This window comes from Cobetia sp. cqz5-12, from assembly GCF_016495405.1.
Taxonomy (GTDB): domain Bacteria; phylum Pseudomonadota; class Gammaproteobacteria; order Pseudomonadales; family Halomonadaceae; genus Cobetia.
On record NZ_CP044522.1, the window covers coordinates 3,675,414 to 3,690,105 of the forward strand.

The 14,692-nt window shown below is 64.4% G+C and carries 12 protein-coding genes; 6 read left to right on the forward strand and 6 right to left on the reverse strand.

All coding sequences use genetic code 11. The annotated features are described in order from the left end of the window. Nucleotides 1-95 precede the first annotated feature (95 nt). The 4 genes from F8A90_RS15215 (at nt 96) to speD (ending at nt 3,902) form a co-directional block, all read left to right on the forward strand. The gene (locus F8A90_RS15215) at nt 96-1,346 is read left to right on the forward strand and encodes an aminoglycoside phosphotransferase family protein (RefSeq protein WP_200017808.1); all 1,251 of its coding nucleotides are present in this window, start codon (nt 96-98) and stop codon (nt 1,344-1,346) included. Continuing rightward, a complete protein-coding gene (locus tag F8A90_RS15220) occupies nt 1,346-2,188 on the forward strand; it encodes a nucleotidyltransferase family protein (RefSeq protein ID WP_200017810.1) in 843 nt (280 codons plus the stop codon). The genes F8A90_RS15215 and F8A90_RS15220 overlap by 1 nt, the downstream gene beginning before the upstream one ends. A 178-nt stretch (nt 2,189-2,366) precedes the next feature. Continuing rightward, on the forward strand, nt 2,367-2,792 hold the full coding sequence (locus F8A90_RS15225) for an OsmC family protein (RefSeq protein ID WP_166018699.1): 426 nt from the start codon (nt 2,367-2,369) through the stop codon (nt 2,790-2,792). A gap of 315 nt (nt 2,793-3,107) precedes the next feature. After that, nucleotides 3,108-3,902 (forward strand): adenosylmethionine decarboxylase, encoded by a 795-nt coding sequence (gene speD, locus F8A90_RS15230; protein ID WP_043334620.1) that lies wholly within the window; start codon nt 3,108-3,110, stop codon nt 3,900-3,902. 142 nt (nt 3,903-4,044) lie between these two features. On the opposite strand, the gene F8A90_RS17695 is transcribed toward speD, so the two are convergent. The 4 genes from F8A90_RS17695 to F8A90_RS15250 all read right to left on the reverse strand — a co-directional run bounded on the left by F8A90_RS17695 (nt 4,045) and on the right by F8A90_RS15250 (nt 9,476). Beyond that, the gene (locus F8A90_RS17695; RefSeq protein ID WP_200017811.1) at nt 4,045-4,929 is read right to left on the reverse strand and encodes an ion transporter; all 885 of its coding nucleotides are present in this window, start codon (nt 4,927-4,929) and stop codon (nt 4,045-4,047) included. Nucleotides 4,930-5,063: 134 nt separating this feature from the next. Next, nucleotides 5,064-5,834: a hypothetical protein gene (locus F8A90_RS15240; protein ID WP_200017812.1), complete on the reverse strand. Its 771-nt coding sequence runs from the start codon at nt 5,832-5,834 to the stop codon at nt 5,064-5,066. A 79-nt stretch (nt 5,835-5,913) separates the two neighbouring features. Further along, a complete protein-coding gene (glnE, locus tag F8A90_RS15245) occupies nt 5,914-9,003 on the reverse strand; it encodes a bifunctional [glutamate--ammonia ligase]-adenylyl-L-tyrosine phosphorylase/[glutamate--ammonia-ligase] adenylyltransferase (RefSeq protein ID WP_200017814.1) in 3,090 nt (1,029 codons plus the stop codon). Nucleotides 9,004-9,104: 101 nt separating this feature from the next. Beyond that, nucleotides 9,105-9,476 carry a diacylglycerol kinase gene (locus tag F8A90_RS15250; RefSeq protein WP_043334615.1) on the reverse strand — a complete coding sequence of 124 codons (372 nt, stop codon included), beginning with the start codon at nt 9,474-9,476 and terminating at the stop codon, nt 9,105-9,107. A 287-nt stretch (nt 9,477-9,763) separates the two neighbouring features. Between F8A90_RS15250 and nhaB the strand changes: the two genes are divergently transcribed. Next, nucleotides 9,764-11,296 (forward strand): sodium/proton antiporter NhaB, encoded by a 1,533-nt coding sequence (gene nhaB, locus F8A90_RS15255; protein WP_200017816.1) that lies wholly within the window; start codon nt 9,764-9,766, stop codon nt 11,294-11,296. Between the two features lie 163 nt (nt 11,297-11,459). Continuing rightward, nucleotides 11,460-12,437, forward strand: a complete 978-nt coding sequence (locus F8A90_RS15260; protein ID WP_200017817.1) for an MDR family oxidoreductase — start codon at nt 11,460-11,462, stop codon at nt 12,435-12,437. Nucleotides 12,438-12,740: 303 nt separating this feature from the next. On the opposite strand, the gene dacB is transcribed toward F8A90_RS15260, so the two are convergent. Together dacB and F8A90_RS15270 are read right to left on the reverse strand one after the other, a co-directional pair. Continuing rightward, the gene (gene dacB, locus F8A90_RS15265) at nt 12,741-14,291 is read right to left on the reverse strand and encodes a D-alanyl-D-alanine carboxypeptidase/D-alanyl-D-alanine endopeptidase (protein ID WP_233593358.1); all 1,551 of its coding nucleotides are present in this window, start codon (nt 14,289-14,291) and stop codon (nt 12,741-12,743) included. Between the two features lie 67 nt (nt 14,292-14,358). Continuing rightward, nucleotides 14,359-14,688, reverse strand: coding sequence for a DMT family transporter (locus F8A90_RS15270; protein WP_175089610.1), 330 nt, complete (start codon nt 14,686-14,688; stop codon nt 14,359-14,361). Between the last annotated feature and the right edge of the window lie 4 nt (nt 14,689-14,692).

Here is a 14,692-nt window from a genome sequence, read left to right on the forward strand (position 1 = left end):
CCTGCCTTCTCGTCACCACACGACAGCATGCGGGGCCGCGGCACAGGCGTCAACTGACAGCCGGCCCCGCACACGCCGACAGGAGCCCAAGCCCCATGACATCCGACGCCCGCCGCCAGGCGCTGCACGCCTGGGCCGCCGCCCGCCACGACCTCACGCCAGAGGCCGTGCGCATGAGCGCCGTGGCTGACGACGCCAGCTTCCGCCGCTATTTCCGCCTGCATCTCGAGGAGCTCGACCCGGCCACGCCGGCGCGCATCCTGATGGATGCCCCGCCCGAGAAGGAAGACAGCCACGGCTTCGTCGCCATCGCCCGCCAATGGCGCGACGCTGGCCTGCCGCTGCCCGAGATCTTCGCCTTCGACGAGTCACTCGGCTTCCTCGAGCTGGAAGACCTCGGCGACACCCCGCTGATGACCGCCCTGACCAGCACCGAGCACGCCGACCACTACTATGGCGAAGCCATCGGGCTGCTCGAGCAGCTGCATCAGCTGCCGCCCGGCAACCTGCCTGCCTATGACGACGCCCGGCTGTCCGCCGAACTGGCGCTGTTTCCGGAGTGGTGCCTCGGCCAGCTGCTCGACATGCCGCATGACCGCCGCTACGCCGCCTGGGACAAGCTGACGGGGCAGTTGCTCACGGCCGCCAGCGCGCAACCGGTGGTGACCGTGCATCGCGACTTCCATGCCCAGAACCTGTTCCTGCATCAGTCGGCATTCCAGGACCAGCCGCGACTGTGGATCATCGACTTCCAGGACGCCGTCAGCGGCCCCGAGAACTACGACCTGATCTCGCTGTTACGCGACCGTCACTGGCGCTGGCCGGAACCCGCCATGGCGCGCTGGATCGAGCAGGCGCGTCTGGCCGCCTTGCCACGCTACGCCGCGGCCGGCCTGCCGGCACCGAGCCCGCTGGAATACCGCCAGAGCGTCGAGCGCATGGGCGTTCAGCGCAATCTCAAGATTCTCGGCATCTTCGCGCGCCTGACACTGCGGGATGCCAAGCCACGTTACCTGACGCTGATGCCGCGCTTCCTCGGTCACCTGCGCGAGGGTCTGGCCTTCTGCCCGGAACTGATCTCCTTCACCCACTGGCTGGATGAGGTGCTGACGCCGGCACTGTCGCTGCGCCTGGCCGAGGAGTGCGAAGCACGTGATCTGCGTCTCGCCAATGGCGAGCGCCCCGAGATCAACCTCGATGATTACGATGAGCTGGCAGCACTCGCCGATCGCGCTGCCCGCCTGCAGCGCAATGCGGCCACGGCTGACACGGCGAAGAGCGCTGCGGCAGGTGGGGAAAGCAAGGAAAGCGCAGCAACTGCCGATGACCAGCCAGGGAGCCACTGATGCGCGCGATGATTCTGGCGGCCGGTTTCGGCACGCGCATGCGCCCGCTGACCGACCACACCCCCAAGCCGTTGCTGGAAGTCGCCGGGCTGCCATTGCTGGAGCACCATCTGCTGCGCCTGGAAGCGATCGATGTGGACAGGGTCGTCATCAACGTCGGCCACCTGGCCGACAGGATTGTGAGCCACTTCGCCGCGAAACCGAATGCCCGGGGCCAGCTCGAAGCTCGCTGGCAGGGGCGCAAGCGCTCCCTGACACTGATCTTCTCGCGCGAGGAGACGCCGCTGGAAACCGGCGGCGGCATCGCTCGCGCCCTGTCACTGCCCGAGGCGCTGACGCAGGACGCAGGCGACGACACGCCCTTCCTGTTGATCAATGGCGATGTCTGGTGTGACGTCGACCTCACGCTGCTGACCATCCAGGCGCTGGCGAGCCATTCACTTGCTCCGCTCGCCGATCAGCCCCAGGCGCTGGCGGGTCTGGTGCTGGTGGATAACCCGCCACATCATCCCGAGGGGGACTTCCTGCTCACCCCGACGGGGATAGTGAAGGATGACGCCCGCGCCGAGAGCGACGAACAGGACGAGAAGGACGTGCAGACCGGCAGCCGCCTGACCTTCTCCGGTGTGTCGTGGCTGTCACCACGGCTGATTCGCCGCGCCATCGCCGAGACGCCGGCCTACCAGGGCCCTGACAGCGTCTTCAAGCTGGCGCCACTGCTGCGTGAGGCCATGCAGCATGGCGAGGTGCGCGGCCTGCATCATCGCGGTGCCTGGATCGATGTCGGCACCCCACAGCGTCTGGCCGAGCTGGATGAGCTGCTGAGCCACGACAAGGCTTGAGTCAGCGAGATATAAGCTCAGCGCTGGACGTTCCTCCGGGCGCGCCGATGACAATGCTACCCTGTGCGCCATCGTGCTCTCCGCGCTCTTGTAACTGGAGCCCCCGACCCTTGAAGCCACTGACCTCGGGCCGGCAGCACATCAACGACTTATCAGAAGGAGACGTTCCGACATGGCAATGAACGCCAGCATCAAATGGACCGATGGTCGCCAGTTCCTCGCCGAATCCGGCAGCGGCCACAGCGTGGTCATGGACGGCAATCCGGACAACGGCGGTCGCAACACCGGCCCGCGTCCGATGGAAATGATGTTGATGGGTCTGGGCGGCTGCACCAGCTTCGATGTCATCCAGATTCTGGAAAAGGCCCGCCAGCAGGTCACCGACTGTCACGCCGAACTGAGCGCCGAGCGTGCCGATAGCGTGCCGAGCGTGTTCACGAAGATTCACGTCAAGTTCGTGGTCACCGGTCGCAACCTCAAGGAATCCCAGGTCAAGCGTGCCGTCGAACTGTCCGCCGAGAAGTACTGCAGCGCCTCCCTGATGCTGACCGCCGGGGGTGTCGAGATCACCCACTCCTACGAAGTCATCGACATCGCGGCCTGATCACGCCTCACCCTCCCGCCCCTCAAGGCCCCGCCGACGGCGGGAGGGAGCGTACCACTCACGACATCTCGCCGGGATCGGCGGGAATTGTCGCTGGCGTGTCAGCCCTGCCTGTGCATAATACGCCCCTCAAACCGGTCGTCTCACCGGTCGTCTCGTGGCAAGGATGGTATGCAATGCTCCCTGTGAGTCATGCTGCCAGCGGCCGGGACGGGCCTTTCGAGATGTCCTCTTCGGCCCGATGCCTGCCTCTCTGACTGAATGCAATGGCGCATCGGATGTCATACCACCCTCCCATTTCAAGGAGGCCTGGACGTGAGCGATCAACTCCGCCTTCACGGGTTCAACAACCTCACCAGTTCGTTGAGCTTCAATATCTACGACATCTGCTACGCGCAGACCGAAGAGCAGCGCACGGCGTATATCGATTATATCGATGAGCTCTACAATGCCGAGCGTCTTACCCAGATCCTCAAGGATGTCACCAACATCATCGGTGCCCACGTGCTGAACATCGCACGCCAGGACTATGAGCCGCATGGCGCCAGCGTGACCATCCTGATCGCCGAGCACGAGCTGGAAGAGCAGGACGTGTCCCAGACCGCGCCGGGCCCGGGCCCGCTGCCGGAAACGGTCGTCGGCCATCTGGACAAGTCTCACGTCACGGTGCACACCTACCCCGAGTCCCACCCGGACAACGGCATCAGCACCTTCCGCCTCGATATCGATGTCTCGACCTGTGGCATGATCAGCCCGCTGAAGGCGCTGAACTATCTGATCCACAGCTTCGATTCCGATATCGTGACCATGGACTACCGCGTGCGTGGCTTCACGCGCGACGTGGATGGCAAGAAGCTGTTCATCGATCACGACATTACCTCCATCCAGGATTACCTGGCGGAAGACACCAAGCGTGCCTACCAGATGGTCGATGTGAACGTGTATCAAGAGAACATGTTCCACACCAAGATGCTGCTCAAGGACTTCGAGCTGGACAACTACCTCTTCGGCACCTCGCGTCGCGAGCTGACCTTCGAGGAAGCCACCAACATCGAAGGCCGTCTGCGTCGTGAAATGCTCGAGATCTTCTACTCGCGCAACTTCGACTGATCATCGCCTGCGTCATGCACGGCAGTCGCAGCGCCTGTGTCTGCTTGCCTGACGCCTGATGACAGTATGTAAAAAGCCCCTGACACCTCACGGTGCCAGGGGCTTCTTTGTTGGTTGGTTGGTTGGCTGCCTGCCTGCCGGTTCAACGTTCGCCGGCGGGGCCCTCCTTGTCTGGCGGAGCGGCATCCCCCAGGCGCTGTTCCATCTCCTCATTCACCTGGCGATGCAGCGCCTCGCGGTGGAGTTCGCGCTCAGCCAGCGACTCGCCCCGCTCCTGCGCGACCTGATCCAGTCGCTCACGCAGCTCGCGCACTTCCGTCGTCAGCTCGCTGATCTGATGGTAGAGCGCACGCGTCATGTCACGCTGGGCACGCGCTGCGCGCGCCTCCTGCTCACTGTCATCCTCGATGAAGATCGAGCTGATATAGGCGGCGAAACTCCCGAACAGCCCCACACCCCCCACCATCAGCAGCACCGCCACCACGCGACCGAGTGTGGTGATGGGGTAGTAGTCGCCATAGCCGACGGTGGTCACCGTCACCACTGCCCACCACAACGCCTCCTCGGCGGTATTGATGGGGCTGTCGGGATTGGGTGTCTCTACCATCAGCATGGTCAGGGCGCCGAACACCACCAGCAGCACCGTTGCGGTGGCCGCCGAGGCGAAGACCCCCTCGGCCCGGTTGCGAAACAGCAGCTTCCAGATCATTTCCATCGACTTGATGGCGCGCAGCACCCGCAGCACCTGCACCACGCGAAACAGCCTCGCGCCCTGGAAGAGCCCCGCCGGAATACAGGCCAGCAGGTCGATCCAGCCCCACTTCATGTACTCGCGCTTGCTCTTGGCACTGGCGAAGCGCTTGCAGAAATCGATGAAGAAGAACAGGCAGACCACGTAGTCCATGTACTCCAGCAGCCGCTGGACCTGCGGTGACAACTCAAAGACAAGGTCCACCACCATGGCGCCGATCACGTAGATCGACAGCACCAGAATGAACAACTGAAAGGGCGTGACGCGTTCCTGCATCCGAGGGTTCTCCGTGAATGGGCTCTGGAAAGCCTACCCCATCCTCGTCGCCCTGACAGTGTGAAGACACCGCCGTCATACTTACGATGATTCATGCGTCCCGTGGTTCATGCATCAGCCTCATGCGCCCGCACTCACGAAGCCTTGGTGCGCGACTCCTCGTCACTCGGGGGCTGGAAAGTGGACTGCTCGCTGATGTCCTCCCCACTGATGCGATCCAGAAGCTTGCGCAACTTGTGACGCTGCCTGCGTGATGACAGGCGATTGGAATCCCAGCGCTCCGGTACCAATGCGCATTCTCCATTGGCATCGTGCAGGCGGAAGGCACGCTCGACACCGATCGGATGGTCTTCACTGCCATAGATGCCGATGATACGCAGCGTCAGGCGCTGGAATTTCAGCTGCTCATTGCTGGGCCAGTGACCCTCGAGCGAGATGCCATTGCGGCGCGCCATGCGCTCGATGACTTCCGCAAAGGTACCGATATGCAGGAAGTCGCCCGAGCCCAGCGGCCCCTGACGCGTAGTATCGGAGATGCGCCACTCACTGCTGCTGGAGGCCTTTTGAGCGGACTGCTCGCTGTCGCCGTCCTGCTGATTGTCACCCTGCTCGTCACCTTCCTGATAGCTGCGTTCGAACTCGGTGACATCCATCAGCAGGCTGCCATGACTGGTATCCAGCCTGGCGATGATGTGCTCGATGAAGATCGATTCGGCACTCATGTTGCTGACGATGCACAGACTATCGATACCCTTGGACTTGCCGCGATTGATCAGCACTCGCGGGCGACGCTGGCGACGGAAGTTGTGATACAGCAGCTGCGCGTAGACCAGCCAGATGAAGAACGAGCCGATACTGGCAATCGCCGAGATGGTTTTCGAGTGATTCGCGATCCACTCCATCATGCTGACCTCCCCTGTCAACGTTGTCTGGTGCACCCTTTCTTGGGGACAGCGACAGGGGATTGCGAGCATTGATTTGACGTTAAACCCCCTCGTGACCGACCTGATCTTCGCCCAGCAGTGATTGCCAGAGGGTGATGACCCGCTCACGATGGGCGGCAATCACCGGGTGCTGCTCCAGCCGCATCAGGCTGCCGTGCTTTTCCAGCGCCAGGCGATGACTGACATCGCGGTAGGCCAGATAGGCCTCGCGCAGCTCGCCGGCCTGCTCGCCCGGCAGCCGTCCGCAGGACTCGAGGGTTTCCAGCAGTCGCATGTTGTCGCTCCACTCGAGCAGAGCGGGCACCTGATGACTCAGCGCCAGCACGCAGTACTGGGCGAGAAACTCGATGTCGACGATGCCGCCGGCGTCCTGCTTGAGATGGAACTGGCCGGCCTCGCGGTCCTTGGCGCTGCTGCCCAGGTGATCACGCATCTTGTGGCGCATGGTGATCACCTCCTGACGCAGCGTCTTCTCGTCCCGCTGCTGACCGAGCACCTCACGGCGCACCTCCTCGAAGGCCAGCGCCAGTGCCGGGTCTCCCGCCACGGCCCGCGCACGCACCAGCGCCTGATGCTCCCATGTCCAGGCTTGCGTGAGCTGATAGTCCCGGAAGGCCGCCAGACTCGAGACCAGCAGCCCCGAGTTGCCTGACGGACGCAGGCGCATGTCGACCTCGTAGAGCGCACCGGCCGGCGTCACCGCCGTCAGCAGGTGGATGATGCGCTGCCCCAGACGCGTGAAGAACAGTGGATTGTCCAGCGGGCGCGGGCCATCCGTCTGGCCCTTGCTGGCCGCATCATGCAGGAAGACGAGATCCAGATCCGAGCCATAGCCCAACTCGATGCCACCCAGCTTGCCGTAGCCGACGATCACGAAGCTGCCACTCAGGCTGTCGCCAGTGATCGGCTGGCCATCGCGCCCGATGGGGAAGCCGTGCTTGCGAGTCAGGGTCTTCCACGCCATCGCCAGCACCTGTTCCAGCACCACCTCGGCGATGAAGGTCAGGTAGTCGCTGACCTTCATCAGCGGGCGGGCACCGGCGATATCGGAGGCCGCCACGTGCAGCACCTGGGCATGGCGGAACACCCGCAAGGCCTCGAGCAGCGCCTCTTCATCATCTTCGGGTATGCGCGACAGCGCGGTGCGCAGCTCATCAGCGAGGCGCGTCTTGTCGGCGGGTGAGTACAGATCATGCGGGTGCAGCAATTCATCGAGCAGCACCGGATAGCGCGCCAGCTGCTCGGCAATCCAGGGGCTTGCCGCACACAGGCGCATCAACTGCGCCAGCGCATCCGGGTTCTCGCGCAGCAGCGCCAGGTAGGCCGTCCGGCGTAGCACTGCCTCGATCAGCGGCAACACGCGCTCCAGCACTCGGCTGGCATCGTGCTCGCCGGGCTTTTCCGGGTCGCCCGCCGCCGAGCCCAGCGCCTGCAGCAAAGGCGGCATCAGCGCATCGAGACGATCAAAGCCGATGCGCTGCATGCCCTGTACCGCCCGTGACCGCCGCAGACTGTCGAGACGCCGGAAACTCTCGGCCGCACTCTCAAAGCCGCTCTCGGCGAGCAGTGCCTCGCCCTCCTCCGCCGTCAGCTCGCCACGCCACAGTGCTCGCCACTCATCCAGCGCCTGCTGGCCTTCGCCCTGCTCAGCCTCGTCGTCTTCCGGCGCGGCAATCACGTTGTCGAAGTGATGGCGGATGCGCTTGCGCACTTCTTCCAGCCGCGCGGTGAGCGCCTCCCAGTCGGGCAGGTTCATGGCCAGGGCGAGGCGCTCGCGGCCCAGCGGATCCAGCGGCAATGTCTGGGTCTGGCGGTCGGCCTGGGCCTGCAGGGCGTGCTCAAGATCGCGCAGGAAGACGTAGTCCGGCACCAACTCATCCACGACCGCCTGCGGCAGCAAGCCCAGGGCTGGCAAGCGCGCAAAGGCCTGCTTGAGCGAGGTGACCTGCAATTCCGACTCACGCCCGCCCCGAATCAGCTGGAAGGCCTGGGCGACGAATTCCACTTCGCGAATGCCGCCGGAGCCGAGCTTGATGTTGTCGGACAGCCCGCGCCGCTTGACCTCGCGATTGATCATCGCCTTCATCTCGCGCAGCGACTCGATGGCGCCGAAATCCAGATACTTGCGATAGACGAAGGGCCGCAGGTGCGCGATCAGGCGCTCGCCGGCAGCGACACTGCCCGCCACCGGGCGCGCCTTGAGCATCGCGTAGCGCTCCCATTCGCGACCCTGATCCTGGTAGTAGCTGGCCAGCATCGAGAAACTGCCGACCAGTGGCCCGCCGTCCCCCAGCGGACGCAGCCGCATGTCGACACGGAACACGAAGCCATCGGCGGTCATCGCGTCCAGCGCGGCAATCAGCTTCTGGCCGAGACGCGTGAAATATTCCTGATGATCCAGAGACTTGCGGCCGCCAGACGTCTCGCCCTTGTCGGGGAAGGCGAAGATCAGGTCGATATCAGAGGAGAGATTGAGCTCGCCGGCGCCCAGCTTGCCCATGCCAAGCACCACCAGCCGCTGCGGCTCGCCGAAGCGGTCCGGCGCGGGGCGGCCATAACGCGGCTCAAGCGAGGCTTCCAGCCAGCCAAGCGCGCCCTCGAGAGTGACTTCGGCGAGGTGCGAGACCGCCGCTGCGGTCTGCCACATGTCGGCGCCGTTGAGGTCGCGCCACACGATGCCCAGCATGCGCAGCTGGCGGAAGCGCCGCAGCACCTGCTGCATCGCCTTCTCATCATCGGCACTGGCGAGTCCGGCGGCGAGGCGCTCGGTGAGCTGGGCGACCGGCAAGGTACGCTCCAGCTCGCCGCTCTCGAGCAGCTCGGACAGCAGTTCAGGGCGGCGGCACAGCGTCTCCAGCGCGAAGTCGGACAGCGTGATCAGACGTCCCAGCTGGCTGCGCTGACGCTTATCGAGGGTCAGAAAGGTCGCCAGCGGAGAGCTGTCATCGCCACGCATCTCGCTGAGGTTCTCAGCCTGGGTCAGACTCTCTTCGAGGCGCTCCCGGGCTACGTGCAGGGCGCTCTCGAGCGTGGCACGGCTGTCAGCCGACTGCTCGGCCAGCAGCGATGACGGCGCAAGGAAATCAGCGGGCAACAGTGGGCGGGACTGTGCGGGGGATGGCTGGGGCATGGTCGTCTCCTTCGATCCAGCCCTCAGCATAACGGAGGCCGCAGGCACATGACACGACCCAGCCCGCTGAGCCTCCAATGATGAGCTCGGGGCGAAGATGCTCAGCCGAACAGCTTGTCGTAGAGCAAGGTGCCCCAGGTCAGGCCAGCGAAGATCAGGCTGATCATCACCGCCGCCGAGCCCATATCCTTGGCGCGCCCGGACAGTTCATGGAATTCCGGGCCGATGCGGTCAATCGCGGATTCCACCGCCGAGTTGAGCAGTTCGACCATCAGCACGATCAGCGTGGAGCCGACCAGCAGCAGCCACTCGACATGCGAGTCACCGATCCACCAGGCAAACGGCAGTAGCAAGGCGCACAGCACGATCTCCTGGCGGAAGGCTTCTTCGTTGCTCCAGGCGGCCTTGAGGCCCTTGAGCGAGTATCGCGCGGAATGCTTGAGGTGGGTCAAGCCGGTATGCCGTGATTTCATCTTCGGGTCTCGTACAGAAGCAGCACGGAGGCTGCAAAGGCCGATCTTTCAATCGGACGACGTCTGCCAGCAACACGCCTCGGGAGAGCTCGCAGCACACCGGCCAGCGACAGCGCAGCGCAGCCTGCGCGATTTTCACGACCAAAGGCTACCCGAGACCTCATCGACGGGCGTGCTCTAATACCGCCAGGCGCTCGATGACGGCGGCGATGATAGCAAAGCACACGCTGAAGCGGCATTGCCGATCCTGTCCTCCAACAACAACAAATCAACGCCGGAAACTGCCCATGTCTTCGCTATCACATGACACACGCCAGACACTCAGCCGCGGACTGGCGCGCAACTTCCTCGGCCAGTCGCCACGCTGGTACAAGCAGTTGATGTGCCTGTTTCTGATCACCAATCCGCTGCTGCTGTGGTTCAGCGGCCCGCAGGGTGGCGTGATCGTCGGCTGGCTGCTGCTGGGGGAATTCATCTTCACGCTGGCGATGGCGCTCAAGTGCTATCCCCTCCAGCCGGGCGGTCTGCTGGCACTGGAGGCCGTCGTCATCGGCATGGCCTCGCCGGAGGCCATCATGCAGGAGATGGAGCGCAACCTGCCGGTGATCCTGCTGCTGATGTTCATGGTGGCCGGCATCTACTTCATGAAGCCGCTACTGTTGTATGCCTTCACCAAGATCATCCTCGGCGTGCGCTCCAAGACCTGGCTGTCGCTGATGTTCTGTCTCTCCAGCGCCCTGCTGTCCGCCTTTCTCGATGCCTTGACGGTGACGGCGGTGATCATCGGTATCGCGGTGGGCTTCTACTCCGTCTACCACAAGGTGGCCTCGGGCAAGCATTTCGATACCCAGCATGATCATGCCAATGATGTCAGTGTCGAGGCCGTGCACAGTGAAGACCTCGAGGATTTCCGCGGATTTCTGCGCTCGCTGCTGATGCATGGCGCGGTGGGAACCGCCTTGGGAGGCGTCAGCACCATGATCGGCGAGCCGCAGAATCTGGTGATCGCCAAGGCCGCCGAATGGGACTTCGTCGACTTCTTCCTCGCCATGGCGCCGGTCACCGTGCCGACCTTCTTCGCCGGCCTCGCCCTGTGCGTGCTGCTGGAACGTGGACGCTGGTTCGGCTACGGCCAACGTCTGCCCGCCAGCGTGCGACGCATTCTCGAGGATTATGACCATCATCAGGATTCACGGCGTACGCCACGGGAGCGCGCCGCGCTGATCGTGCAGGCCGTGGTAGCCGTGCTGCTGGTATTGGCGCTGGCATTGCATATAGCAGAGGTCGGGCTGATCGGACTGGCAGTGATCATCCTGCTGACCGCCGGCAATGGCATTACCGATGAGCACCAGATCGGCCGCGCCTTCCAGGAATCGCTGCCCTTCACCTCGCTGCTGGTGGTGTTCTTCACCATCGTCGCGGTCATCCACGAGCAGCATCTGTTCCAGCCGTTCATCCAGTGGGTACTCAGTCTGCCCATCGAAGAACAGGCTGGCGCGCTGTTCCTGGCCAACGGGCTGCTGTCGGCCATCTCGGACAATGTCTTCGTGGCCACGGTGTACATCACCCAGGTCAAGAACGAGTTCGTGGCCGGCAACATCAGCCGCGAGCATTTCCATGCGCTGGCGGTCGCGGTGAACACCGGCACCAACCTGCCCAGCGTTGCGACCCCCAACGGCCAGGCGGCGTTCCTGTTCCTGCTCACCTCCGCCATCGCGCCGCTGGTCAGACTCTCCTACGGGCGCATGGTGTGGATGGCGTTGCCCTACACGGTGCTGATGACGCTGGTCGGGCTGGCCACCGTGCGCAGCTTCATCTGATCAGCGGCCCCGGTTGCGTCAGTCTCATCCCAATGTCGATATCCCGAGACTTCCCCGCAGCGTCGCTTGCAGGCACTGTGAGATGGCGCGTCTCACGCCAGACGCCGTGACACCTTCACGCAGGAAGAGCGCCAACACCAACGCCAATCACGAGGAGACTGCCATGTCCCGCGCACTGATGCTGCACGACGAGACCCCACGCGCCCGAGTCGTCGAACTCTCCGATGATCAGCTGCCTGACCTGCCTGTCACGGTGGCCATCGAGCGTTCCGGTCTCAACTACAAGGACGCGCTGGCCATCACCGGCCGTGGCAAGATCGTGCGCGAGCTGCCCTTCGTGCCGGGCATCGATTTCGCGGGACGCGTCGAGGCCTCCGACTCGCCGGACTATCAGCCGGGCGATGAGGTCATCCTGACCGGCTGGGGCGTGGGCGAACGCCATTGGGGCGGCCTGGCCGAGCGCATGCGCGTCAAGCCCGAGTGGCTGGTCAAGCGCCCCGCCAACCTGAGCGCCGAGCAGGCCATGGCCTTCGGCACCGCCGGCCTGACCGCCATGCTGTGCGTGATGCGTCTCGAGGAGGCCGGCCTGACGCCCGAGCAGGGCCCGGTGATTGTCACCGGCGCCACCGGTGGGGTCGGCAGCTGGGCCGTGCAGATGCTGGCAGGGCAAGGCTTCGAGGTTCACGCGGTCAGCGGCAAGGCCGAGCAGCGTGAATGGCTTGAGTCACTGGGCGCGAGTGAGGTCCATCTGCGCAGTGATTTCGAGGACAAGGGCCGTCCGCTGGAAAAGAGCCGCTGGGCAGGCGCCGTGGATACCGCCGGTGGCCAGGTGCTGGCCAATCTGCTGGCGCAGATGAATTACGATGGCAAGGTGGCGGCCGTGGGCCTCGCGGCGGGCGCCGACCTGCCCACCAGCGTGATGCCGTTCATCCTGCGCGGCGTCTCGTTGCTGGGCGTCGATAGCGTCATGATCAACGCAGAGCGCCGTCAACAGGTCTGGCAGCGTCTGGCCGACCTGCCGGACGAGATGCACGCCCAGATGCAGCTCGAGACGGTCGGCCTGGAAGGCCTGGCCGAACGTGCCGAGGCGATGATCGACGGACGCGTCAGCGGTCGCGTGCTGCTCGATCCGACGCGCTGAAGGCACTCGACGCACGACCCGCGACGGAAAATTTGCCCTCGCAGCGCCAGAAACGCTTCAAGTCCTTGATTGTTGCGGTGCAATAGCGATTTTGGCGTTAGCCAACGCCGTCACACAACGCTATGCTCTTGTTATCTCGTTGCGCCCTGTCGAGCGTCCCGAGTGCCCTCCCCTCAGCCATGCCGGGCGTGTGGAGGTCCACCCCGCCTTCGGGCGGGGTTTTTTGTGTCTGTCACTCAGGCCATGAACACGAAAGCCCCGCCGATTGGCGGGGCTTTCGTGTTCATGCGCGCGATCAGAAGCTCAGTTACGCTCGATCATCGCGGTCAGGTCCTCGGCGACCGGGTCCAGCACCTGCGGCCAGGACAGATAAGGCACTGCCGCCCGCCCATTGACCATCACCGCGAAGGCACCCCAGCGGCCACTTTGCGTGCGGAAGTATCCCGAGATGGCACGCACCGGCACCGGATTGTTGAGCGTGCCCGTCTTGACCATCACGTGATTGCGGAAGGTCTCGCTGCCACGCCGGATGAAGCGCATCGGGCCATTGACCGGTGCCTGCAGACCCGCCACGAAGGTGGGGAACAGCGCCGGGCGGTGATACATGCTGTCGAGCAACGCCACCAGCCCACTGACGCTGGTGCGGTTCTGGGAGGTCAGGCCGCTGCCGGAATACATCGTCAGCGGGCCGTGACCGGGAATCGCGCTGGCGAAGGTCTCGAGCTTGGCGCCGCCCTGGCGCAAGGTGGCCTGACTGCCGCCGACCAGCGCCAGCGTCAGCTGGTCCGCCATGAAGTTGTTGGAGTAGTTGAGCATGCGCGTCAGCAACTCCTGCATCGGCTTGCCTTCGACGCTACCGAGCTGCGCGGCGCTGGAGGGCGGCGCCGTCGAGGTAATGTCCACCCCGCCGGTCACCGTGATCCCGGCGCGCGCCAGGATGTCGCGCATCAGCTCACCGGTGTACAGCGCAGGATTGGAGACGGCGCGGTAGATGCTGCGCGGCTGGCTGTCGGCGGCGATGGTGCCGGTGACGACCAGCGTATCGCGACCATTGCTGGTGGTACGGCGAGCATTGATGGCGCTCTTGCCTCCCGCGCCGACCGTGGTGACCTGGTTGTCGAAGATCTCGGTGGGCTGGGTGGTGTCGCAGCTGGCCAGTCGCGCCGGCGCCTGACTGCCCGCGCCCGGCATCACCTTGACGCACCAGCTGGCATAGTTGCTGGCCGCGGACGACAGCAGCGCATCATAGGCATTGCTGGAACGACGCGAGGCATTGCAGCGATCGGTACTGATGCAGGGCACCGGCCCGAAACGCCACTGGCTGATCAGCAGGCGCCCTTCGACACGGCGAATGCCCCGAAAGCGCAACTCCTCGGTCAGCCGCCACAGCTCTTCACTGGTCAGCGCCGGGTCGCCGCTGCCCTCGAGTACCAGGTCACCGGTCAAGACGCCGCCGCTGACCGTGCCCGTGCTGCGCAGACGCGTGGAGAAACGGTACTGCGGGCCGAAGCGGTCCAGCGCCGCACCGGCGATATAGAGCTTGGAGAGCGAAGCCGGCGTCAGTTGCTGGTCGGGATTGACCGAGGCCAGCGTCTCGCCGGTATCGAGCATGCGCGCCTGGGCACTGACGATGAAGCCCTTGTCAGTCAGTCGCGTCAGGTTGTCAAAACCCGCCGCCTGCGCCGGGCCCGCCACGACAAGCGTCGCACCGGCCGCCATGGCCAGTCGGCGCAGCGAGCGCGTGAAACGTAGCGACTTGCCCGCTACTGCGGGGCGCGCCGCCTTCAGCAAGGGCAACAGGGGAGACAGTCGGGAGGGTCGCGCAGAGGTCGGTGCAGTGCGAAATAGGGGCATGAGGCATCCAGTGACGTCGTCGGTGAGCATCCATGTCACAGCCGGGAGGCGCCGTGATGCCCCTAGCTTAATGAGGACTGGCGCTGGAAAACAGATGCAGGACGGCGACACCGCCCACGATCATCGCCAACCCCAGGATGGCCGGCAGGTCCGGCATCTCGCGATAGACCACCGCACCGAACACGGTGACCAGCACGATGCCGAGCCCGGACCACACCGCATAGGTCACGCCCAGCGGCAGGTCACGCAGTACCAGCGTCAGGAAATAGAAGGCGATGCCGTAGCCCACCACCACGATCATGCTGGGGCCGAGTCGCGAAAAGGACTCGGAGGCCTTGAGCGCGCTGGTCGCGATGACCTCCGCCAGTATGGCCACTGCCAGGAAGACATAACTCATCGAA